The organism is Pseudonocardia xishanensis, from assembly GCF_039541715.1.
In the GTDB taxonomy this organism is placed as follows: domain Bacteria; phylum Actinomycetota; class Actinomycetes; order Mycobacteriales; family Pseudonocardiaceae; genus Pseudonocardia; species Pseudonocardia xishanensis.
In genome coordinates, this window is record NZ_BAABGT010000031.1 from 51,797 (window position 1) to 73,200 (window position 21,404).

General features: G+C 75.6%; 19 protein-coding genes and 3 pseudogenes. 12 read left to right on the forward strand and 10 right to left on the reverse strand.

The window, feature by feature from the left end; translation table 11 throughout:
- Positions 1-5: 5 nt before the first annotated feature.
- From ABD993_RS12815 to ABD993_RS12825, 3 genes are all read left to right on the forward strand, one after another.
- Positions 6-767 carry an IclR family transcriptional regulator gene (locus ABD993_RS12815; RefSeq protein ID WP_345416486.1) on the forward strand — a complete coding sequence of 254 codons (762 nt, stop codon included), beginning with the start codon at positions 6-8 and terminating at the stop codon, positions 765-767.
- A complete protein-coding gene (gene glpK / locus ABD993_RS12820; RefSeq protein WP_345416489.1) occupies positions 764-2,254 on the forward strand; it encodes a glycerol kinase GlpK in 1,491 nt (496 codons plus the stop codon). Before ABD993_RS12815 ends, glpK begins: the two co-directional genes overlap by 4 nt.
- 117 nt (positions 2,255-2,371) lie before the next feature.
- On the forward strand, positions 2,372-3,220 hold the full coding sequence (locus ABD993_RS12825; protein ID WP_345416492.1) for a mycofactocin-coupled SDR family oxidoreductase: 849 nt from the start codon (positions 2,372-2,374) through the stop codon (positions 3,218-3,220).
- A 47-nt stretch (positions 3,221-3,267) separates the two neighbouring features.
- On the opposite strand, the gene ABD993_RS12830 is transcribed toward ABD993_RS12825, so the two are convergent.
- A complete protein-coding gene (locus ABD993_RS12830; protein WP_345416495.1) occupies positions 3,268-5,034 on the reverse strand; it encodes a hypothetical protein in 1,767 nt (588 codons plus the stop codon).
- 41 nt (positions 5,035-5,075) lie between these two features.
- Positions 5,076-5,807 carry a hypothetical protein gene (locus ABD993_RS12835; protein ID WP_345416498.1) on the reverse strand — a complete coding sequence of 244 codons (732 nt, stop codon included), beginning with the start codon at positions 5,805-5,807 and terminating at the stop codon, positions 5,076-5,078.
- 113 nt (positions 5,808-5,920) lie between these two features.
- Here ABD993_RS12835 and ABD993_RS12840 point away from each other — a divergent pair, with 113 nt between their 5' ends.
- Positions 5,921-6,619, forward strand: a complete 699-nt coding sequence (locus ABD993_RS12840; protein ID WP_345416500.1) for a Crp/Fnr family transcriptional regulator — start codon at positions 5,921-5,923, stop codon at positions 6,617-6,619.
- Between the two features lie 57 nt (positions 6,620-6,676).
- Here the strand turns inward: ABD993_RS12840 and ABD993_RS12845 are convergent, their stop codons facing one another.
- Positions 6,677-8,749, reverse strand: a complete 2,073-nt coding sequence (locus tag ABD993_RS12845; protein ID WP_345416503.1) for a tetratricopeptide repeat protein — start codon at positions 8,747-8,749, stop codon at positions 6,677-6,679.
- A gap of 137 nt (positions 8,750-8,886) precedes the next feature.
- Between ABD993_RS12845 and ABD993_RS12850 the strand changes: the two genes are divergently transcribed.
- Positions 8,887-9,879 (forward strand): hypothetical protein, encoded by a 993-nt coding sequence (locus tag ABD993_RS12850; RefSeq protein WP_345416506.1) that lies wholly within the window; start codon positions 8,887-8,889, stop codon positions 9,877-9,879.
- Here the strand turns inward: ABD993_RS12850 and ABD993_RS12855 are convergent.
- From ABD993_RS12855 to ABD993_RS12885, 7 genes and pseudogenes are all read right to left on the reverse strand, one after another.
- Positions 9,876-10,187: a putative quinol monooxygenase gene (locus ABD993_RS12855; RefSeq protein ID WP_345416509.1), complete on the reverse strand. Its 312-nt coding sequence runs from the start codon at positions 10,185-10,187 to the stop codon at positions 9,876-9,878. The genes ABD993_RS12850 and ABD993_RS12855 overlap by 4 nt on opposite strands.
- A 13-nt stretch (positions 10,188-10,200) precedes the next feature.
- A complete protein-coding gene (locus ABD993_RS12860) occupies positions 10,201-11,562 on the reverse strand; it encodes a carboxylesterase/lipase family protein (RefSeq protein ID WP_345416512.1) in 1,362 nt (453 codons plus the stop codon).
- Between the two features lie 26 nt (positions 11,563-11,588).
- Positions 11,589-12,707, reverse strand: a complete 1,119-nt coding sequence (locus tag ABD993_RS12865; protein ID WP_345416514.1) for a PQQ-dependent sugar dehydrogenase — start codon at positions 12,705-12,707, stop codon at positions 11,589-11,591.
- Between the two features lie 57 nt (positions 12,708-12,764).
- A complete protein-coding gene (locus ABD993_RS12870) occupies positions 12,765-13,658 on the reverse strand; it encodes an asparaginase (protein WP_345416517.1) in 894 nt (297 codons plus the stop codon).
- A 26-nt stretch (positions 13,659-13,684) separates the two neighbouring features.
- A complete protein-coding gene (locus tag ABD993_RS12875) occupies positions 13,685-14,764 on the reverse strand; it encodes an FAD-dependent oxidoreductase (protein WP_345416520.1) in 1,080 nt (359 codons plus the stop codon).
- Between the two features lie 71 nt (positions 14,765-14,835).
- Positions 14,836-14,910: pseudogene (locus ABD993_RS12880) on the reverse strand (FAD-dependent monooxygenase); the annotation flags it as partial.
- Between the two features lie 58 nt (positions 14,911-14,968).
- Positions 14,969-15,595, reverse strand: coding sequence for a ComEA family DNA-binding protein (locus ABD993_RS12885; RefSeq protein ID WP_345416522.1), 627 nt, complete (start codon positions 15,593-15,595; stop codon positions 14,969-14,971).
- A 136-nt stretch (positions 15,596-15,731) separates the two neighbouring features.
- Here ABD993_RS12885 and ABD993_RS12890 point away from each other — a divergent pair, with 136 nt between their 5' ends.
- From ABD993_RS12890 to ABD993_RS12920, 7 genes and pseudogenes are all read left to right on the forward strand, one after another.
- Positions 15,732-16,901, forward strand: a complete 1,170-nt coding sequence (locus tag ABD993_RS12890) for an LLM class flavin-dependent oxidoreductase (protein WP_345416525.1) — start codon at positions 15,732-15,734, stop codon at positions 16,899-16,901.
- 70 nt (positions 16,902-16,971) lie between these two features.
- Positions 16,972-18,663 carry a sigma-54-dependent Fis family transcriptional regulator gene (locus ABD993_RS12895; RefSeq protein WP_345416528.1) on the forward strand — a complete coding sequence of 564 codons (1,692 nt, stop codon included), beginning with the start codon at positions 16,972-16,974 and terminating at the stop codon, positions 18,661-18,663.
- Positions 18,664-18,812: 149 nt separating this feature from the next.
- Positions 18,813-18,938, forward strand: a complete 126-nt coding sequence (locus ABD993_RS12900) for a hypothetical protein (protein WP_345416531.1) — start codon at positions 18,813-18,815, stop codon at positions 18,936-18,938.
- Positions 18,939-18,973: 35 nt separating this feature from the next.
- A pseudogene (locus ABD993_RS12905) lies at positions 18,974-19,018 on the forward strand (hypothetical protein); the annotation flags it as partial.
- A gap of 94 nt (positions 19,019-19,112) precedes the next feature.
- Positions 19,113-19,442 (forward strand): annotated as a pseudogene (locus ABD993_RS12910) (dioxygenase family protein); the annotation flags it as partial.
- Positions 19,439-19,732, forward strand: a complete 294-nt coding sequence (locus ABD993_RS12915; RefSeq protein ID WP_425568977.1) for a muconolactone Delta-isomerase family protein — start codon at positions 19,439-19,441, stop codon at positions 19,730-19,732. The pseudogene ABD993_RS12910 and the gene ABD993_RS12915, both read left to right, overlap by 4 nt.
- 12 nt (positions 19,733-19,744) lie before the next feature.
- Entirely contained in the window at positions 19,745-20,974 is a 1,230-nt protein-coding gene (locus ABD993_RS12920; protein ID WP_345416534.1) for a benzoate/H(+) symporter BenE family transporter, read from the forward strand.
- The last annotated feature ends 430 nt before the right edge of the window (positions 20,975-21,404 follow it).

Below are 21,404 nucleotides of genomic sequence, written 5' to 3' on the forward strand. Positions count from 1 at the left end.
AGGCCGTGCCCGGCCCCATCCAGTCCGTCGAGCGGGCGGCGACGATCCTGCGCCTGCTCGGCGGCGCCGGGCGGCCGCTCGCGCTCGCCGAGCTGGCCGCGGCGCTGGACCTGCCCCGGCCGACGGTGCACGGCATCGTCCGCACCCTGCGCGAGGAGGGCCTGGTCGACCAGGACCGCGTCAGCGCGCTCTACCGGCTCGGCTCCGGGCTGTTCACCCTGGCCACCGGCTGGGACCGGCACGACCTGCGGTCCCGGGCCATGAACTGGGCGGACGCGCTGGCGGGCGGCACCGGGTGCGCGGTCTACCTCGCGGTGCCGGACGGGAGCGTCGCCGGCGTCGTGCACCACGTGTTCCGTCCCGACGGCTCGCCGCAGACCCTGCGCACCAACACCGAGCACCCGCTGCACGCCACCGCGTGGGGCAAGTGCCTGCTGGCCTTCGCGCCCGTCTCCACGCCCGCCCCGCGGGACCTGGAGCTGCGCCGCTACACCGGCCGCACCGCGTCCACGCTCGCGATGCTGGAGGCGCACCTGGCCACGGCCCGCACCCGCGGCATGTCGACCGATGTGGGCGAGTACGAGACGGGTCAGGGCGGGGCGGCGGTCCCGCTGCGCTCCGGCGGCGGCCTGACGGTCGCGGCACTCGGCATCGCCGCCCCCGTCGAGCAGCTCTTCGGCGGGGGCGGCGAGCCGCGCCCCGCCCAGGCCGACCAGCTCCGCGCCGCGGGCCGGGAGATCTCCGCGCTGCTCGGGACCATCCGGTGAGTTCCGGGGACCGGGTGGTCGCGGCGATCGACCAGGGCACCACGTCGACCCGCTGCCTGCTGTTCTCGCGCAGCGGCCGGATGCTCGCCGTCGCCCAGCGCGAGCACCGCCAGCACTACCCCGAGCCCGGCCGGGTGGAGCACGACGCCGAGGAGATCTGGCGCAATGTCGCCCGGGTCGTCCCGGAGGCGCTGAAGCGGGCGGGGCTGGGGCCGGAGAACATCGTCGCGCTGGGCATCGCCAACCAGCGCGAGACGACGGTGGTCTGGAACCGGCACACCGGCGTCCCACTGGCCAGGGCGATCACCTGGCAGGACACCCGGACCGGCCCGATCGTGGCCGGGCTGGTCGCCGAAGGGCTGACCGACCTCTACTCCGAGACCAGCGGCTTCAACCCGGCGACCTACTTCGCCGGGCCCCGGCTGCGCTGGCTGCTCGACCACGTCCCCGGCGCGCGCGAGGGCGCCGAGGCCGGGGACGTCCTGTTCGGCACCATGGAGTCCTGGCTGATCTGGCGGCTGACCCGCGGGGTGCACGTCACCGACGTGACCAACGCCAGCCGGACCATGCTGATGGACCTGCGGACCCTCGAATGGTCCCCGCGCCTGCTCGCCGTTCTGGGCGTGCCCGAGCGGATGCTGCCGGAGATCCGGTCCAACGCCGAGGTCTACGGCGTGTGCGCGGACGTGTTGCCCGGGGTGCCGGTCGCGGGCGCGCTGGGGGACCAGCAGGCCGCGCTCGTCGGACAGACCTGCTTCGCGCCCGGCGAGGTCAAGTGCACCTACGGCACCGGGGCCTTCCTGCTCAAGAACACCGGTCCGCGCATCGCGGGCTCGGCGCAGGGGCTCATCCCGACCGTCGGGTACCTGGTCGGGAAGGAGCCGGTCTACGCCCTGGAGGGCTCGATCGCGATGACCGGCTCGCTGGTGCAGTGGTTCCGGGACTCGCTGGGCATGATCGACACCGCGCCGCAGATCGAGACCCTCGCCATGACCGTGCCGGACAACGGCGGCTGCTACGTCGTGCCCGCCTTCTCGGGCCTCTACGCCCCCCACTGGCGGCCGAGCGCCCGTGGCGTGATCGTGGGTCTGACCAGCTACATCACCCGCGGCCACCTGGCGCGGGCGGTGCTGGAGGCGACCGCGTGGCAGACCCGTGAGGTCGTCGAGGCGATGAACGCCGAGTCGGGCATCCCCGTCACGCGACTCAAGGTCGACGGCGGCATGACCGCCGACCACCTCCTCATGCAGTCCGTCGCGGACGTGCTCGACGTCCCCGTCGAGCGCCCCCTGGGCTCGGAGGCGGTCTCGCTGGGGGCCGCGTACGTCGCCGGGCTCGCGGTCGGCCACTGGTCCGACCTGGAGGTGCTGCGCGCCAACTGGCACCGGGCGGGGATGTGGCGCCCGGACATGGAGCCCGGGGTCCGCGACCGCGAACGCGCCAACTGGGGCCGCGCGGTCGAGCGCAGCTACGACTGGGTCCGCTGACGGCGCACGGTGGTGTGGGAGCCGACAAGGCGTCTGCCCCGGGCCCGTTGACGATCCCGGCCGCTCGGCGGACGGTGGGGATGCGGGCAACGGGGCCCGCCAGACCGGGAGGTCCCCATGGCAGGACGGGTCGAGGGCAAGGTCGCGCTGGTCACCGGGGCGGCGCGGGGGCAGGGTCGCAGCCACGCGCTGCGGCTCGCCCAGGAGGGCGCGGACATCATCGCGGTCGACGTCTGCGCGGACGTCGACTCGGTGCCCTACGGCGGCGCCACCGAGGCGGACCTCGCCGAGACGGCCAAGCAGATCGAGGAGCTGGACCGGCGCGTGGTCAGCCGGGTCGCGGACGTTCGCGACCTCGCGGCGCTGGAGGCGGCGGTGGCGGCGGGGGTCAGCGAGCTCGGCAGGCTCGACATCCTGGCGGCCAACGCGGGCATCGCCTCGTTCGCGCCCGCCTGGGAGCTGGACGAGGCCACCTGGCAGACCATGATCGACGTCAACCTGACCGGGGTCTGGAAGTCCGCCAAGGCCGTGATCCCGCAGATGCTGGAGCAGGGCTCCGGATCGATCGTGCTCACCAGCTCGACGGCCGGGCTGGTCGCCTTCGCGAACCTCGCCCACTACACGGCGGCCAAGCACGGCGTCGTCGGGCTGATGCGGACGCTTGCGGTGGAGCTGGCGCCGCACGGGGTCCGGTGCAACTCGGTGCACCCCACCACGGTGAACACGCCCATGATCCACAACGAGGCGATGTACTCGCTGTTCCTCGGCGACTCGGCGGAGCCCACCCGGGACAACGCCACGTCGGCCTTCCAGACGCTCAACGGCCTCCCGGTCCCGTGGGTCGAGCCGGTCGACATCAGCAACGCCGTCCTCTACCTGGCCTCGGACGAGGCCAGGTACGTCACCGGCACGACGCACGTCGTCGACGCGGGTGGGCTCGCGCCCTACAAGGCGCCGCACCTCTGACCGGTCCCGCAGCGGCGCGGTGAGGTGCCGCGCCGCTGCGGTCCGTCTCAGAGGAGGGCCGCGACGAGCTGGGCGTCCGGTGCGGTGGGGTCCAGCCGGGCGAGGACCAGCACCGACCGCGTGGCGGGCGTGTCCGGCAGCCCGACGGGTGCGCGGCCCGCCCCGGCTCCGAGCTGCCTGCGGGCGGTGGCCAGCGTGGTCCAGGTGACGGCGACCGGGTCCCCCAGCTCGGCCAGCACGGCGAGCGCGGAGCGGTGCGCGGTCACCGCGGGGCACGGGTGGCCTGCGGCCAGCTCGATCTCGCCGATGTCCTGCCAGGTCCGAGCGGCCTCCGCCGCCGCCCCGAGGGTGTGCTGCAGTGCCACCGCGGCGCGCAGGTCCACCAGCGCGGCCGCGGTCCGGCCGCGCCGGTACGCCAGCAGGCCGCGGTCGCGCAGGGCGGCGGCGTGCACGGCGTCGTCCCGTCCGGCCGCGCCGACGACGACGGTGTCGTAGGCCCGCCGGGCCCGGTCGAGGTTCCCGGGGCCCTCGCGGGCGCGCAGCGCGCCCGCGAGGGTGAGGGTCGCGGCGAGCAGCGCCGCCCGGTCCCGTGCGGCCGCCACGCCGGCCAGGGCGGCCTCGACCGGGTCCGGCGGTGCGCTCCGATCCTCCAACCGAGCGGCGATGAGGGCGAGGGCGGCGTCCACGGCTCCGCCCACGGCCAGGTCCGCGTCGGCGCTCCGGTCGGCGCTCTGGTCGGCGCTCTGGTTCGCGTTGGCGTCGGCGCCCGGGACGGCGACGGTGCGGTCCGGCCCGGCGGACGCCGGTGACCCCGCGGAGGGCGGCGGCGCCGGGGCGGCGGGGCGCGGCAGCACGTCCAGCACCGCTGTGGGGACCGCGCAGGTCAGCTCGCCCGGGCGGAGGCTGAGCAGGCCACGCTCCAGGAGCGAGCGCAACGGCTCCTCCACCGGAGTGTGCGGGGCGAGCATCGCCCGGCAGGTCGCCGCGTCCACCAGCGGCGATCCGGCCCGCACCACCGCCGCGGCGGCGTGCAGCACGGCCCGCTCCGCCACGGGCAGGGTCGCCAGGGCCGCGCGGGCGGCGGCCCGGGCGGCGTCCAGCGCGGTGGTGTGGGAGGCGGGCAGCGGGCCTGCGCCGGGGAGCTCGCGCAGGCCCAGCCCACGCGCGATCGCCTCCGGCCCGGCGCCGGACCCCGCCCACAGCCGCAGCGCGACCGGGGAGCCGTGGCAGGCGGCCAGGACCGCGGCGGCCCCGGCGACCCCGGGGGTGACCTCGGTGGCCGCGCGGCGCGGCAGCCCGCCGACCGGCAGGGCGACCACGCCGTCGAGGTCCAGCTCGGGCAGCGGGCCCGCGGCCACCGCCAGCAGGGCGGACCGACCCCGCGGGAGGAGCGCCCGGACCTGCTCGGCCGTGCCGATCCGGTCCACCACCAGCAGGGTCGGGTGGTCGGCGAGGACCTCGCGCAGCACCCGTTCCGGGTCCTCCTCCGGGCCGGCCGGCCGGCCGAGGGCCGCCAGCAGCGCCGCCACCGAGGGCTCCGGCACGAAGCGGGCGCCGCCGGCGAACCGTGGCGCCGCCCGTACGGCCGCGGCGAGCGCGATCGCCGTGGCGCCGAGGCCGGGCACGCCGTGGACCAGGACCGCGGCGTGGGCCTCGAGCATCCGCACGGCCGCCGCGATCTCCGGCTCGCGGCCGGGCAGCGCCGCGGGCACACCCGCGAGGGAGCCCCGCGGCGGCGTCACCACCATCCGCCCCACCTGCACGACCGTGTCGACCGGGGCCGACACCCGCAGTTCCAGCTCCGGCTCGCCCACCGCTCTCCCCCCGTCGCGCGGGCCCCGTGCCCGCGATCCGTTCATCGCCGGTCCTCCCGGCGCAGCGTGAGCCCGCCGTGCAGCTCGCCCGCCTGGACCACGGTGCCGACCAGCCCGCCGTCCGTGATCTCGATGCGCATCCCCGACCCGACGGCGGGGGCACGGTCCGGGACCGGGTCCGCGCGCCCGCGGGGTGCGGGCAGCGGCGCCCCGACGTGGAGCCACACCCACCCGCGGAACGCCTTCGCGGGCTCGCTGACCAGCACCCGGCGGTACTCGTCGGCGGGCAGGGCCCGGGCCGCGGCCGCGAAGACCGGCTCGGACACCGCGGCCGCGAGGTCCGCGCCCGGACGGTCCCGCAGCGCGTCGTGCAGCACCCGCGAGGCGAGCACCCGACAGGTCCGGACGACCCCGCCGCCCGCGAACCCGTTCCGCGCCGGGCGCGCGCGGCCGAGGCCCGCGGCCACCCGCAACCGCAGCCGCTCGCCCTCGGGGGCGGTCCGGTTCGCCGCGCGCAGGCCCTCCTCGAGCGCGGCGAACACGGCGCCGACGACCTCCGCGCCGACCTCCGCGCCGAGCAGCGCCACCTCGCCGTCCCCGTTGGGTTGGCGCGCCACCGCACCCGCGGGCACCGTCGCCGCCCACACCGTGTCGAGCAGGGTGGCGAGGCCCTCCTGGGCCCGCTCCTGCCCCGCGTCCGTCCGCCTGCCGTACCCCTCGAGATCGACCGCGACGCACACCCTGTGCCCCGCGTCCCCCCGGCGTCCGACCACCCGCACCCCCGTACCCCGATCCGCCGTTCCCGGGGAGCCTACGAGCCGTACGGGCGCGGCCGGTAGGTTCCGGGTGCGGCGACGACGACCGCACGACGACCGTGGGGGTGCGGATGTCGATCCAGGAGCTGGGTTCGGGTGGGGCTCCCGTCCTCGATGCGGACCTGTGGGCCGCCCTGTGCGGGCTCGGGCACGTGGCCGAGTACGGCACCGGGGAGATCCTGCTGTTCCAGGGCTCCGCGTCGGAGTCGATGCTCCTGCTGGAGTCCGGGTTGGCGGCGATCAGTGCCGCGGACCCCGCGGGCACCGAACTGTTCCTGGCCTTCCGCGGCCCCGGCTCGCTGCTCGGGGAGTTCGGCTACCTGGACCGCAGGCCTCGCTCGGCGATGGTCCGGGCCGCCGCGCCCACGCTCTGCCGGGTGGTGTCGCGGGCGGTGCTGGACCGGTTCCTGCTCGCGGACCCGCGGGCCGGACAGGCGCTCTCGGCCGCGGTCGTCGCGAAGATGCGGGCGGTGACCGACCGCCGGGTGCGGTACGCGCAGGGCCGGATCGGCACCCGCATCGCGCAGGTGCTGCTGGACCACGCGGACGAGTTCGGCGTCCCCGGACCCGGTGCCGAGGTGCTGCTGGACGTCCCGCTCTCGCAGAGCAGGCTGGCGGACCTCGTCGGCGCGCGGACCCGGATCGTCGGGCTGGAGCTGGCCCGCCTGCAGGACGCCGGGCTGGTCGACACCGGCTACCGCTCGCGGCCGCGCCGGCTGCGGGTGCTGGACCCCGCGGGCCTGGCGAGCCGGCTCGCGGACACCGCGTAGGGCCCGCCCCCGGCACTTTCCGCACGGGTGCCACATCTCCGACGCCCGTTCCGGCGATCATGGCGGGGTCACGCCCCCCTCGGAAGGACGCCCCGTGAGCTCCGACCAGCCCGAGCCCGACCACGGTCCGACCGGGTTCGACACCGACGACGACGTCCTCGCGCTGCTCGGCCACGATGGCGCCGCCCTGCCCACGACCTGCGAGCTCGAAGCCTGGTAGGACCGCTGGACGAGCACGGCCAGGCTGCGCCGGGCGCGCGCCCTGGTCGCCGGGTCGTCCTCGGCCGCCCGGCGCCCGCGGTCCAGCACGGCCACCGCCTCGGCACGCTCGCCCAGGCGGGCCAGCAGCTCGCCGAGGTCGACGAGCAGCGCCGCGGGCTCGGGTCGGTCGTCCGCGGCGGTGCGGGCCAGCGCCAGCCGGTAGGCCGCCACCGCCGCCGGGTGGTCGCCGGTGGACCGGTGCAGGTCACCGAGCGCCCGTGCGGTCGCGACCACGCCCGGACCGTCGTCCAGGGTGCGGAAGCGTTCCGCGGCGGCCCGCAGGGCCCGCCGCGCGCGGCGCGACTCGCCCCGGGCCAGGTCGACCGATCCGAGCCCGTGCAGGGCCCAGGCGCTGACCCGCAGGGCCTCCCCGTCCGCGCGCTGCATCAGGCCGCCGAGCACCCGGCGGTAGGCCGTCGTCGCCGCGTCGACGGCTCCGAGGCCGCGCAGGACGTCCGCCTCGGTCCGCAGCGCGTCCGCCGCACCGACCGGGTCACCCGCGGCCCGGTAGCGCTCCGCCGCCCCGCACAGGGTGACCAGCGCCGCCCCCGGCTCACCGCGCTCGTGCTGGGCGGTGCCGATCCGGACCTGCAGCGTCGCGATCCGCTCCGCAGGGCCCTCCGCCTGCGCATGGCGCAGCGCGGCCTGCTGCACGCCCAGCCAGGCCTGCCACGGCGCGCAGGTGCGCTCGCGGTCCGCCGTGGCGTCCGCGAGATGGTCCAGCGCCCCGCGGTCCCGACCCGCCAGGTGCGCGGCGACCGGGCCGAGGTTCGGCCACTCGACCCGCCACCACGCGGAGTCGGCCCGCTCCATCGCGACGGCGTAGTGGTGGGCGATCCGGTCGCCCGCGGCGGCGACCTCGCGGGGGCCGCCGCGGTCTCGGACGTCCTCCTCGGCATAGCGCCGCACCAGCGGGTGGGGCGCGAACCTGCCGGTGGCCCTGCGGTCGACCAGGTGGGCGTCGACGAGCTCGGCCAGCGCCGCCGCGGCGCTCTCCGGCTCGAGGCCCGCGGCGAGCGCCGCCGTGGCCGGGGTGGCCTCGACCAGCGGGAACGCGCCGAGCCCGCGGAGCAGGGCGCGGGCGGTGGGGCTCAACGCCGCCGCCGCGGCGGCCAGCGAGGCGCGCAGCGACCGGTCCCCGACCCGGAGCTCCGCGAGGACGCGGTGGGGACGGGCCAGGTCGGCGGCCAGCGCGGCCGGGGTGGTGCCCGCCCGCAGCCGCAGCGCCGCGAGACGCAACGCCAGGGGTAGCCCCGCGCACGCCGCGACCAGCTCGGCCGTTCCCGGCCCGGAGGCGCCGAGCAGCGTCCGCGCGTCCACCGGCCCGAGGTCGCCGAGCCGGATCCGGGGCAGGTCCAGTGCGGAGCGGCCGGTGAGCAGCAGGAACGACCGCGCGCCCGGCGGGACCAGGCTGCGCGCGGCGGCGTCCGCCACGTCGTCGAGCACCAGGAGGACCCGCCGCTCGGTCAGGACCGTCCGGGCCGCCGCGAGGGGCTCCGGGGGTACCCGGACGCCGAGCAGGCGCAGCACGCGGACGGCCAGCTCGGTCGCGGGGACGGGGGTGTCGGCCAGCCGCTCGACCAGGACGCCGTCCGGGAAGAGCGGGGCGAGCCGGTGCGCGGCCCCGACCGCCGTGGCCGTGCGGCCCGACCCCGGCCGCCCGGTGATCAGGACCGTCCCGGCGGACCCCTCGACCGCCCGGACGATCCGGCCCAGCTCCCGCTCCCGGCCCAGCAGCGGCCCGGGTCGCGGCGGCGGCCCACCCGGCCGCCGTGGGCCGAGCGGGACCGCGAGCTCCCCGATCTGCAGTGCGTCCCCCACCGGCGCGTCGACCCGGAGCACGAGCCGTGCGCCCCCGTCCTGCGTCATTCCCCCTGCCCCGCCTTCCCCCGTGCTGTGCCGATCATCGGTCACGCTGTACCGATGAGGGTCCTCTGACCTGCGATGTGTAATCAACGGCAACGTTGCCGCGACCTGGCCGGCGAGGTGACCAGGGGAGGCGTGCGATGCCGCGGAAGGGGCTCGACCCGTTGCAGACGGGCCTGCCGAGCGCTGTCCACGACGTGGTCTCCGACCTGCGGACGGTGTACACCGACGGACGCTTCGAGCGGCTGCGTGCTGTCGAGGACGCGATCGTGTCGGCCCGGACCTCGGGGGTCGACCTGGTGACGGTCAGCTCGGCCACCTGCTCGCGGATGCTCAGCCCCCGGCGCACCGCGGAGGGACGCACGGCATTGCCGCGCTGGCCGTCCGTGCGCGCCTTCCTCATGGTGCACGGGGTCGATCCCGCACCCTTCGAGCCGCGGTGGGCGGATGCCCGGACGGCGTGGGTCGCGCTGTCCGGCGAACCGGAGCTGGTGCCAGAGCCCGAACACCCCGACGAGCACCCGGACGAGCCGTCCCCGCCGTCCCGCCCGTCCCGAGGGCGACGAGTCGTCCTGCTGGTGGCCGCCGGAGTGCTGCTGTTCGCGGCGGGCACCGGGTTCGGGCTGTTCCTGGGCCGGGACCAGGGGACCCGGGTGCGGGCCGTGGCCCCGCTGAGCCTCCCCGGCGCCGAGGTCACCGCGGGCCCCACCGGGGTCAACTGCGACATCGGCGGCGAGGGCGGGACCGTCCGGCTGCTCGGCGTGACCGGCGCCGACGGGCAGGCGGGCATCCCCGCGAGCATGCGGGTGGACATCGAGGTCGCCCAGCCCGCGGCCCCGCTGCACACCTACTGGCTGGTGCTGCGGCTGTTCACCGAGGGCCTGCCGTTCTACGCCGAAGCGGCGGTGCGGACCGACACGGGCCCGGCCTCGTACGTGCTGACCTTCGACTCACCCGTCGGGTCGGTGCGGGACCTCTTCGTGGTCGAGGCCGACCAGGACGCGGGGGCCTGGCTGCAGGAGAGCGTCGACGCCGACCGGGCGGGCGACTCGAGCTGGGCCGAGAAGCGCGGCGGCCTGCCCCCGGGCACCGACACGGTCTCGGAGACCTGCCGGGTGGAACGCACGCGTTAGGCGAGCCCGGGCCCGCCCACCGGGGCGAGCTCGATGAACTCCGGCGGGCCCGCGAGCAGGGGGAGGATGGCGCCCAGCCCCGCCTCGCCGAGGTCCTGGTTCAGGGCTGCGTCGCTGGAGGCCTCGTCCGCCCAGACCTCGGTGACCCAGACGGCGTCCTCCTCGTCCGGGGTGCGGTTGACGATGTACAGCTCGCAGCCCGGGGCGGAGCGCATGCCCTCGGCGACCTTCAGCAGCCCCTCGGCCAGGGCGGGGCCGTCCCCGGGCGTCGCGACCATCCGTACGTACCTGCCGACCCGGGCGCTCATGGGACGAGCCTAGCTACGCGAACCGGTGGGGTTCCGACGAGGCCGCCCAGCCCGGGTCGCCGGTGCGCGCGAACGCGACCCAGGCCGCGGTCATCTCCGCGGACAGGGCGGCGGGCGGATCCTCGCCCGCCAGCGCGTCCGGCCCGGTGCAGGTCGGGAGCGTGCCGAAGACGAACGGCAGCTCCAGGCCGTGGCAGGCCCCGAGCCTGCCGCCGAAGGACGGGGACCGCCAGGCGAACTCGTAGAGGTGGGCGCGTCCGGGCAGGGCGGCGGCGAGGCGCCGGGTCGGGGCACCGAACACCAGGTCGGTGAGCACCGCGGTGTACCGCTCCCCGGGGGTGCCCTCGGCGGCCGCGAGCAGCTCCGCGGCCCGCGGGTGCACCGCGCCGAGCGCGGCGCCCGCCTGCTCGGCGGTCAGCGCGTCGATGGTGCCGAACGGGACCGTGTAGAGCCGGAACTCCTCGCTGTTCCAGCCGAGCAGCACGTCCACCTCGGCGAGCGCGGCCGTCGGCGGCTGCGGCAGCACGTCGTCCCCGACGACGGGGGCGAACGCCCCGAGCCCGAAGCCGGGATCGGACCCGTCCGGCTCGCGCATGTCGCCGACCGCGGGCCCGACCATCCGGGCCTGGACGGCGAGGGCCTCCTCCACCGACCGGGACCGGAAGCCCTCGGCGGTGGCGGGCACCCCGAGCTCCGCCGCGACCCGCCCCGCGAACGCCTGCGTGACGGGCAGCGAGTGCACCATCTCGGCGTTGCCGCTCTGGGTGATCGCCCGCCGGAACAGCCCGCGCGCCGGGGGCGAGCCGAGCAGGCACCCGACGCTGACCGCGCCCGCGGACTCGCCGAACACCGTGACGTTCCCGGGATCGCCGCCGAACGCCGCCGCGTTGTCCCGCACCCACTCCAACGCCGCGATCTGGTCCCGCAACCCGATGTTGGTCGCGCCGCCAGCCAGCGGGAGGAACCCCTCGATCCCCAGGCGGTAGGTCACCGACACGAGCACGACGCCCGCCCGCGCGAGCGCGGTCCCCTCGTAGCCGGGGGCGCCGGGCTCCCCGGCGACGAACGCGCCGCCGTGCACGAACACCATCACCGGCAGGTCCGTGCCGCCCGGCGTCCACACGTCGACGGTGAGATGGTCCGCGCCGGGCCGCGGGCTCCCGAGAATCGGGGACATGTCCAGCGGACCGAAGGCCCGCACCGGCTGCGGGGCGTTCGGACCCGGTGCGGTGCAGTCCCGCACCCCGTCCCAGGGCGTGCGCGGGGTGGGCGGGGCGAACCGGACCGGCGGGTCCGCGTACGGCACGCCGAGGTACCGCGTGACCCCGTCCTTCTCGATCCCGCGCACCCGACCGGCCGACGTCAGCGTCTCCACGCCGTCAGTCTGCCCTGCGGCCGCGATCAGGACAGGGGGAGGACGTAGATCTTGTCGTCGTCGGCGCGCGGGTCGCCCCGGCCGTCGCGGTTGCTCGTGGTGAACCAGAGGGACCGGCCGTCGGGGGTCGCCACGACGGTGCGGATCCGGCCGAACTCCCCCCGGAACAGCACCTGGGGCTCGCCGAGGGTGCCGTCGGGGTTCAGCGGGTAGCGGAACAGCCGCTCCCCGCGCAGGGCCCCCGCGTAGAACGCGCCGTCCGCGTAGGCGAGGCCGCTCCAGGAGGCGTTGCGCACGGGCTGCTGGACCAGCGGGTCGATGAACCCGTCCCGCCCCTCCTGCCCCTCGACCGTCGGCCAGCCGTAGTTCCCGCCGGGCTCGATCAGGTTGATCTCGTCCCAGGTCTGCTGGCCGAACTCGGCCTGGTAGAGCCGCCCGTCCGGGGTCCAGGCCAGGCCCTGCGGGTTGCGGTGGCCGACCGTGTAGACCTGCGTGCCGAAGGGGTTGCCCGGCGCGGGGGCCCCATCCCGGGTCACACGCAGGATCTTGCCGCCGAGATCGTCGCGATCCTGCGCGGGCTCGCCGCGGCCCGCCTCGCCGGTGGTGATGTAGAGGTAGCCGTCCGGCCCGAAGGCGAGCCTGCCGCCGTCGTGGTTGCCGCCCTTGGTGATCCCGGTGACGATCTCCTGCTGTCGGTCCCGGGAGCCGTCGACCGTGCCGTCCGAGTTCGCCACGAGCCGCACCACGCGGTTGTCGTCCGCGGTGGTGAGCATGACGTAGAGCGTGCGGTCGGTGGCGTAGTCCGGGGACACCGCGACGCCCAGCAGCCCGCCCTCTCCGGTCGGTGTGACGCCCTCGACCTCCCCGAGCCGGGTGACGGCCCCGTCCGGCGCGACCCGTGAGATCGTGCCGGGGATCCGCTCGGTGACCAGCGCGGACCCGTCCGGCAGGAAGGCGATGCCCCACGGCACCTCCAGCCCCGAGACGAGCACCCGCGGCTCGCCCGCTACGGCGCTCTCGGCCGTGGCCGAGGGCGGCGCGGAGGGGGCCGCGGAGGTGGGCGCCGAGGTGGGCGGGGCGGGGTCCGCGGTGCAGGCGGTGGCCGCGACCAGCAGGGCAGCGCAGACGAGCGTCAGGGAGCGCACGGGGACGAACCTAGCCGCGCGGCCGTCGTCGGGCGCGCCGAAACCGGCACGAAAGGGTCAGACCGCCTGGACCGCGCCCACCTCGACGCCGTGGCCCAGGACGGGGGTGTGCCCGATCTCCTCGACCGGGTGCCCCCACCCCGCCAGCACCCGCGCGACGACGGCGGGCACCGGCCGCGCCGACCCGTCCAGCACGGTCACGGCGAAGGCCCGCCCGTCCGGCAGCGCCCCCGCGAACACACCCTCCGCCCCGTCCTTCGCGACGAGCCCCGGCACGGCCTGCAGGAACCGGGTCACCGCCCGTCCCGGGCCGCCGAGCCACTCCGGATGGGCGCGGACCGCGGCGGCGACCCGGCCCTCGGGGGTGTCCGGGGCGGCGGTGGCGAGCGCGGCGAACGCCCGCGCCAGCCCCGCCACGGTGCAGGAGAACAGCGGCGCGCCGCAGCCGTCGACGGCGACGTGCGCGACGTCGTCCCCGGTCAGGGTCTCGACGTGGGTGCGGATCGCCTTCTGCAGCGGGTGCGCGGGATCGCGGTAGCCCGCGATGTCCCACCCCGCGGCGACGCAGGTGGCGATCATCGCGGCGTGCTTGCCGGAACAGTTCTGCGACAGCCGGTCCCGGGGACCGGGCCCGTCGAGTGGGAGGTCGGGGGTGTTGTCGAGGTCGTCCGCGGTCAGCCCGGCCCCGGCCAGGATCCGCTCCGCCCCCGCACGGTGGAAGGGCAGGCCCGAGTGCGAGGCCGCCGCCAGCGCCAACAGCTCGCCGTCGAGGTCGAGCCCTGCCCGCAGCATCGCGGCCGCCTGCACCGGCTTGAGCGAGGAGCGGGGGAGGAGGACGACGTCGGGATCCCCGAGCCCGCCGCCGTCGGTGAGCGCGAGGTGCCCGAGATGGACGGATTCGGTGAAGCCGGACCGGATCACGGTGGCGAGGGGTTCGGCTGGGTTCGGCACCCCGAAACCCTAAGCCGAGATGGACCTCAGTGTCGTTCGATCATGGTCGGAACAGCACTGAGGTTCAACTCGGGGGACAGGTGGGGCGGGTTCGGGCCGTACGCGTTCTTCTCGGCCGACCACTTTCGGACGGCCGGGACCGCGAAGACCCACCGCAGGAACCACGGGGGCGCGATCGTGCGGTTCCGCTCCCGGGCCTTGAGCACCTGCTTCTCGGTGCGGACCTGCGCGGCCTGCACCTGCCGGATCGCGGGCTCCCGGTCCTGCTGGACCGCCATCAGGTCGCTGTCGTGCACCTTGCCCGCCCGCAGTGCCGGGACCAGCCGGTTCGCCGCGGCGACCGCGTCCTGCAGGGCCATCAGGATCCCGTTGCCGCCGACGGGGGAGATGACGTGCGCGGCGTCGCCGATCAGCAGCAGGCCGGGCCGGTGCCACCGCTCCACCCGGGCGATGTCCACCGAGAGCAGCGTCGTCTGGTTCATGTCGGTGAGCAGGTCCGTGCGGTCGGCGAGCCAGGGGATGCGCTCGCGCAGGAACGCCCGGATCGGCTCGACGCCCGCCTCCCGCACCGCCGTGTACCCGCCCTTGGGCAGCGAGTAGCCGACCTGCCACTCCTGCGGCCCGCCCAGCAGCCCGACGTAGCGGTCCGCCCCGAAGTAGAGGTCGACGTCCGCCTCCGGGGGGTCGTCCGGCCTGCGGGGGAGTGCGAACCACAGGATGTCGGTCTGTGCGCCGAGCGACTTCGCGGGGAGACCGGCCAGCGTGCGGATCCTGGAGAACCGGCCGTCGGCCGCGACGACGAGGCTCGCAGGCAGCTCCTCGTCGCCCACCCGCACCCCGGTGACGACCCCGTCCTCCTCGGTCAGCCCGGTCACCCGCGCGCCCAGCCGCAGCTCGAACGTCGGGAGCTCGCGGGCCCGGGAGGCGAGGAAGTCCAGGAACCGGGCCTGCGGCATCAGCGCGACGTAGGGGAACCGGCTGTCCAGCGCGCCGTAGTCGGTGGGGGTGAGCGTTCCGGCGGGGGTGTGGAAGCGGAAGTGCCGGGCGGGGTAGTGGGGCAGGCGCAGGAGGTCGTCGGCCAGGCCCAGCTGGTCGAGGGTCTCCAACGTCCAGGGGGTAGGGAGTCCCCGCGGAAACGTCGGTCGAAGTCCCGGTGCCCCTCCAGCAGGGTCACCGGGATCCCCGCCCGCGCCAGGAGGTACGCCGAGAGCATCCCGCCGGGCCCGCCACCGACCACACGCACCGGATCCATGCCCGTAGGATATCTCCACCATCGAGATACCGCCCGTCGATCGCCGCCCGAGTGGCGCTCAGCGCACGACGACGCCCCGCTCGCGAACCCGCTCCCAGAGGGCGTACGGCACGTCCGCCCAGGTGAAGACGTCGTCGACGGTGTCGTAGGGGCGGGCCTGCCGGGTCTCGACGATCCGCCCGGCCGTCTCGAGGTCGATCCCGCAGACCTCGGCGATCAGCGCGGCGGGGGCGGACCCGAGGTCGACCAGCCCGCCGTCGTCGTAGCCCGTGCGCAGGTCGGGTCGCCCGATCCGCAGGTCACGGGCCAGCGCCGGGTCCTCGGCGACGATCCGGCGGGACTCCGCGCGCCGCTGCCGGGCGGCCAGCGCCTCGGCCATGGCCGGGTCGGCGGACTGCGCGGGCGTGGCGGGCCAGACCTGACGACGGACCCAGAGCAGGTGGCAGAACGCCACGACCATCAGCCCGATGATCAGCCCGCCGACGGTGTTGTCCGTGCGGGTCTCGGCGGGTTCGACCGCGATCAGCAGCGCCGTCACCGCCGCGGCGTAGAGCACCGGCCACAGGATGGACAGCGGCCGCTTGAGCCGCACGGCGGCGTGCGCGAACGGGATCGGCGAGGCGATGCCGAGCGAGACGACGTCCAGCACCAGGTACCAGCCGCCCTCGCGGAACCAACGGGTCATGCCCCGACATCGGTCGAGCACCCCCGGGCGTGACACCTGTCCACATTCCGCACACTCCCGGGTGAGTGACGCGGGTCATGCTCGGGGCATGGCCGCCGCCTTCCCGCGGCGGGTCAATGACGATCATGGAGCCATCGTGACCAGACTGCGCTTCGGCACCTTCCTCGCCCCGTTCCACGCCCCCGGCCAGAACCCGACCCTCGCCCTGCAGCGCGACCTCGAGCTCGTCGAGCACCTCGACCGGCTCGGCTACGACGAGGCCTGGATCGGCGAGCACCACTCCGCGGGCAGCGAGATCATCGCCTCCCCGGAGATCTTCATCGCGACCGCCGCCGAGCGGACCCGGAACATCAAGCTGGGCACCGGCGTGACGTCGATCGCCTACCACAACCCGCTCTGGGTCGCGGACCGCATGGTGCTGCTGGACCACCTCACCCGCGGCCGGACGATGCTCGGCTGCGGCCCGGGCTCGCTGCCCACCGACTCGGCGATGATCGGGCTGAACCCGACCGACACCCGCGAGCTGCTCGAGGTGAACCTCGACATCATCGTGCGGCTGCTGCGCGGCGAGTCCGTCACGCAGACCACCCGCACGCACGAGCTGGTGAACGCGCAGCTGCAGCTCGCGCCCTACTCGGACCCGTGTTTCGACGTCGCCGTGGCGGCCGTCGCGAGCCCCACCGGACCGCGGATGGCCGGGCAGCACGGGGTCGGGCTGCTGTCCATCGGCGCCACGCTGTCCGCGGACGGGTTCGACGCCCTGGCCCACCACTGGAACGTCGTCGAGGAGCGGGCCGCGCACTACGGGCAGCCCGCGCCGGACCGCTCGAAGTGGCGGCTCGTCGGGCTGATGCACGTCGCCGAGACCCGCGAGCAGGCCTACAAGGAGGTCGAGTACGGGATCGAGCACTGGTTCCAGTACTTCCAGAAGGTCGCGGCGTTCCCGCAGATGGCCGTGGACGGCTCGAACCTCCGCGAGATGATCGACTTCGTCAACGAGGCGGGGATCGGCGCGATCGGCACCGTCGAGGACGCGAAGGCCCAGGTCCAGAAGCTGTGGGACCAGTCGGGCGGGTTCGGCGCGATGCTGCTGCTCGGCCACGAGTGGGCGAGCCCGGCGGCCACCCGCCGGTCCTACGAGCTGATCGCCCAGCACGTGTTCCCCGAGTTCCAGGGCCAGGCCGCGGGCACGCTCGCCGCCAAGGACCGGGCGGGCTCGACGCGGGAGGCCCACGCCCAGTCCCAGCTCGACGCCGTCGAGCACATGACGAAGCGCTACGAGAAGGAGCTGGCGGAGAAAGGCTGACCCTAAGAGGAGTCGCCCCGGCGCCGTCCGCGGCCCACGATGGGGCGGACGGCGCGGTCGGGGGTCGCACATGACGGTCAGCACCTGGGAACGGTTCCAGTCGGGGGACGATCACGTCGACCTGCGCCCGGACGTCCTGTCCTCGTGGCGCCGCTCGCGGTGGAACGGCGTCGACCCCGAACACGTCGACGTCCCGTTCACCGACGCCGACCCGGACACCCGGCTCGCCCGCATCGCCGTCCCGATCCTGGCCCGGATGGCCGAGCTGCTCACCGGCGACGGATCGTGCCTGGCGCTGAGCGACGAGCGCGGCGCGGTCCTGTGGCGCTGGGTCTCCGAGCCCGCGCTGCGCACCACGCTGGACGACCTGCGGGTCAGCGAGGGGTTCTGCTTCGACGAGGAGTTCATCGGCACCAACGGGCTCGGCACCGCCCTGGAGACGGGGCGGATCGCGCTGGTCCGCGGCTCGGAGCACTTCGTGCAGCGCTTCCACCACGTCACCTGCGTGGCGGCGCCGATCCGCCATCCCGTCACCCGGCGCACCGTCGGGGCGGTCAACGTGACCTGCCGGGCCGAGCACACGAACCCGCTGCTCGCGGTCGTCGTGCGGACGCTGGTCGAGGAGATCCAGTCCGCGCTGTGGCGGGCCGCGAGCGCGCGGGAGCGGGTGCTGCTCGACGCGTTCCTCACCGCCCGCCGCCGCGGCCTCGGCCCGGTCGCGATCGTCGGGGAGGACGTGCTCATCACCGACGCCGCCGCGGCCGCCCTGGACCTCGACCACCGCGACCTCTGGGACGAGGTGCGCGACCTGTCCGGCGACGACGCGACGGTGCAGCTCGCCGACCGGCTGCACGCCCGGGTCGAGGTGCTCCGCGACGGCGGGACGACCACCGGCGCCCTGCTCACCCTCGCCGACCCCACCGCCCCGCGAGCCCGCGGCACCACGACGCCGGACCCGTGGACGACCGCGGCGGAGCGGGTCGCCGCCCTCGTCGGCAGGGAGGTCGTGGCGGTCCGCGGGGAGCCGGGGGTGGGCAAGCTGACCCTGCTCCGCGAGCTCTGGCCGGACGCGGTCGTGCTGGACGCGGCGACCCTGCCGGTCGACGGGCTGCGGGCCTGGGTGGGCGGGCTGCGGGACGCGCTGGCCGGGCCCGGCGCCGTCGATCCCACCCGAGCCGACCCCACCCGAGCCGATCCCACCCCGCCCGTCCTCCTCACGCACGTCGAGCTCGTGGACACCCCTGCCGCCCGGGCGATCGCGGCCGAGCTCGACCGCGCCCCGAGCCCCCCACCGCTCGCCCTCACCCTGGCCCTCCCCGACGACACCCCGCCGCCGGAGCCCGCCGCGTTGCTCCTCGACCGGCTCGGCGCCGCCGTCGTCTCGGTCCCGCCCCTGCGCAGCAGGCCGGACGCCGTGGCCGCGTTCGCCCAGGAGCACCTGCGCGACCGGCACCTCGCCCTCGCCGTCGACGCCCTCACCGCCCTGCGCCGACACCCCTGGCCGGGCAACCTCCGCGAGCTCACCCGGGTCGTCCGCGACGCGGGGCGCCGGGCCCGCGGCGGCGTCGTGCAGGCCACGGACCTGCCCACCGAGGTCGCCGCGGCGGCGGGTCGGCGGAACCTCACGCCGTTGGAACACGCCGAGTCCACGGTGATCGCCGCGGCCCTGCACGAGCACCGCGGCAACAAGTCCGCGGTCGCGAAGGAGCTCGGCATCTCCCGCACCGCCCTCTATTCGAAGCTGCGCGCCTACCGCCTCTGACCGGGTTCCCGGACACGACGCGATCACCCGGTGCCGACGCGCGATGGTGGTGGTGCCGCGGCTACGCCGCACCCTCTTCCCCGACAAGCGCGCGCACTACCGCACCGACTGAAGATCCCGAACCGCACCGACGCGCAAGGAGAAGTCCCATGACCACCATGTCGGAGACCGGCATCGAGGAGACCGCCACCGCCGCGGGATCGGGCCGCAACGCCACCGCCGCGTTCGCCGCCAAGGAGCGGGCCGGGGGTCCGGTCGCCCCCGCCCGCGTGTAGCGATCGCGACCGACGCGCTGCACGCCCTGCACGAGGTGATCCGCCGCCACCAGGTCACCTACCCCGAGTACGACGCCCTGAAGGCGTGGCTGATCGAGGTCGGCGAGACCGGCGAGTGGCCGCTGTTCCTCGACGTGTTCGCGGGCTACTACTCGCAGTTCGCCCCCGGCATCGGAAGGGAACCTGCGCGCGCAGATCCGCACCGGCGCGGACGGCCGCTACACCTTCCACACCATCCAGCCCGTGCCGTACCAGATCCCGACCGATGGAGCCTGCGGCAAGCTCATCGCGGCGGCCGGGTGGCACCCGTGGCGTCCCGCGCACCTGCATCTGAAGGTCACCGCCGAGGGCACGGCGCCGATCACGAGCCAGCTGTACTCCACCGGCGGGGACTGCGTGGACGACGACGTCGCCCAGGCCGTCAAGCCGGAGCTGATCCTGCACCCGACGCAGGGCGCGAACGGCAACGAGGTCACCTACGACCTCCCGCTCGACCCGGCATGATGGCGGAGCTCTACGCCGTCCGCATGGACGTCGCGCTGCCGCCGGACCTCGATCCGGCGGCGCGCGCCGACCTGCTGGCCCGCGAGAAGGCCTACTCGCAGGAGTGGCAGCGCTCGGGGCACTGGAAGTCGATCCGGCGCTGCGTCGGCGAGTACGCCAACCTCTCGATCTTCGAGGTGGAGGGGAACGCGCAGCTCCACGAGATCCTCTGGGGTCTCCCGCTCCTCGCCTACACGACGATCACCGTCACCCCGCTGGCGCAGCACCCGTCGGACATCGCCGCGGGCTGACACCCTCTCAGCATGACGAGGATGGGGTCGCAGTCGCGCCTGGAACGCCCGCCCCGGCCGGTCCCCGGCCCAGGGCGGGTGCTGCGCGACTTCGGCCCGCACTACATAGCCAACGGGCTGATCGGGGTGGTGTTCGCCGCGACCGGCCCGGTCGCGGTGATCCTCGCGTCGGGGGTGCAGGGCGGGCTCTCCCCGCGGGAGCTCGCCTCCTGGCTGTTCGGGGCGTTCTTCCTCAACGGGCTGCTGACCGTCGCGGCCTGCTGGGTCTACCGGCAGCCGCTCGCCTTCTTCTGGACCATTCCCGGCACCGTGCTCATCGGGCCCGCGCTCGGCCACCTCAGCTTCGGCGAGGTGGTCGGCGCGTACCTCGCCACCGGGGTGGTGATGCTGGTCCTGGGCCTGACCGGCTGGGTCCGGCGGGCCATGGCCGCGGTGCCGATGCCGATCGTCATGGCCATGGTCGCCGGGGTGTTCCTCAGCTTCGGCACCGGGCTGGTCCGCTCGGTGAGCACGGACGTCGGCGTGGCCGTGCCGATGGTCGTGGTCTTCCTGGTGCTGACGGCCTGGCCCGCCGCGGGCCGTCGGGTCCCGCCGATCCTCGGGGCGCTGGTGGTGGGCGTCGTCGCGGTCCTGGTCGGCGGCGCGCTGCGCCCGATGGTGGTCGACGGGCTGCTCGCCGCGCCGGTCCTGCAGGCACCGGAGTGGTCGTGGCGGGCCATGGTCGAGCTCGTCGTGCCGCTGGCGGTCACGGTGCTCGTGGTGCAGAACGGGCAGGGGGTGGCCGTGCTGCGGAGCGCGGGGCACGAGGTCCCCGTGTCCATGGTGACGGTGGCCTGCGGCGTGTGGTCGCTGGTCACGGCCGGTGTCGGGGCCGTGTCGACGTGTCTGACCGGCCCCACCAACGCGCTGCTGGTCGCCTCCGGCACTCGCGAGCGGCAGTACACCGCCGGGATCGCGTGCGGGCTGCTGGCGATGGCGTTCGGGCTGTTCGCCCCGCTGTTCACCGGCCTGCTGCTGGCCGCTCCGCCCGCCTTCGTCGCGACGCTCGGCGGCTTGGCCATGCTCCGCGTCCTGCAGACGGCGTTCACCACCGCCTTCGGGGGCGGGCGGCCCTTCGGCGCGCTCGTCACCTTCGTCGTGACGGTCTCGGGGATCACGGTGCTGAGCATCGGCGCACCCTTCTGGGGGCTGGTCTCCGGACTCGCGGTCTCGTGGTTGCTCGAGCGCCACGACACCGCGTAGACACGATCGAACCGCTGGACATCAGCGAGGCCGTGCTGTTCCCGGCCCCGGGCGCGCGCCGGTACGTCACCGGCCGGCAGCTCAAGGTCGACGCGCGCGCCCTGCTCACCTCCCCCACCTCGGGCGTGCCGGACGAGACCGCCCGGCCCTCCGCGGGTGGACTGCGCCCTCCGGGGGCCCCGCTCCGAAGGTGGCTCGGGGTGGCCGGTGTTGTGGCCTGGTGGTGCCCCGGACCAGGTGGGTGGGTGGAACATCGCCATCCCTCGGTCGATCTGCACGGTCCAGCCGCCTGCCGACATGATCCACTCATCGGGAGCGGGCCGGTCGTTCTGCGACCCCCGCGCTCCCCGACCATGGATCATGGGCGGGGTCTAGGGCGTGTCTCCCAAATGACGGGAGGTGCGTGAGCGATGCTTGAGTGGTGTCGCGG

Coding starts and splice junctions, on each gene's coding strand:
- ABD993_RS12825 (WP_345416492.1), top strand. CDS start 2,372: ATGGCAGGACGGGTCGAGGGCAAGGTCGCGCTGGTCACCGGGGCGGCG.
- ABD993_RS12840 (WP_345416500.1), top strand. CDS start 5,921: ATGTCGATCCAGGAGCTGGGTTCGGGTGGGGCTCCCGTCCTCGATGCG.
- ABD993_RS12845 (WP_345416503.1), bottom strand. CDS start 8,749: ATGACGCAGGACGGGGGCGCACGGCTCGTGCTCCGGGTCGACGCGCCG.
- ABD993_RS12850 (WP_345416506.1), top strand. CDS start 8,887: ATGCCGCGGAAGGGGCTCGACCCGTTGCAGACGGGCCTGCCGAGCGCT.
- ABD993_RS12855 (WP_345416509.1), bottom strand. CDS start 10,187: ATGAGCGCCCGGGTCGGCAGGTACGTACGGATGGTCGCGACGCCCGGG.
- ABD993_RS12885 (WP_345416522.1), bottom strand. CDS start 15,595: ATGACCCGTTGGTTCCGCGAGGGCGGCTGGTACCTGGTGCTGGACGTC.
- ABD993_RS12895 (WP_345416528.1), top strand. CDS start 16,972: ATGACGGTCAGCACCTGGGAACGGTTCCAGTCGGGGGACGATCACGTC.
- ABD993_RS12900 (WP_345416531.1), top strand. CDS start 18,813: ATGACCACCATGTCGGAGACCGGCATCGAGGAGACCGCCACCGCCGCG.
- ABD993_RS12915 (WP_425568977.1), top strand. CDS start 19,439: ATGATGGCGGAGCTCTACGCCGTCCGCATGGACGTCGCGCTGCCGCCG.
- ABD993_RS12920 (WP_345416534.1), top strand. CDS start 19,745: ATGACGAGGATGGGGTCGCAGTCGCGCCTGGAACGCCCGCCCCGGCCG.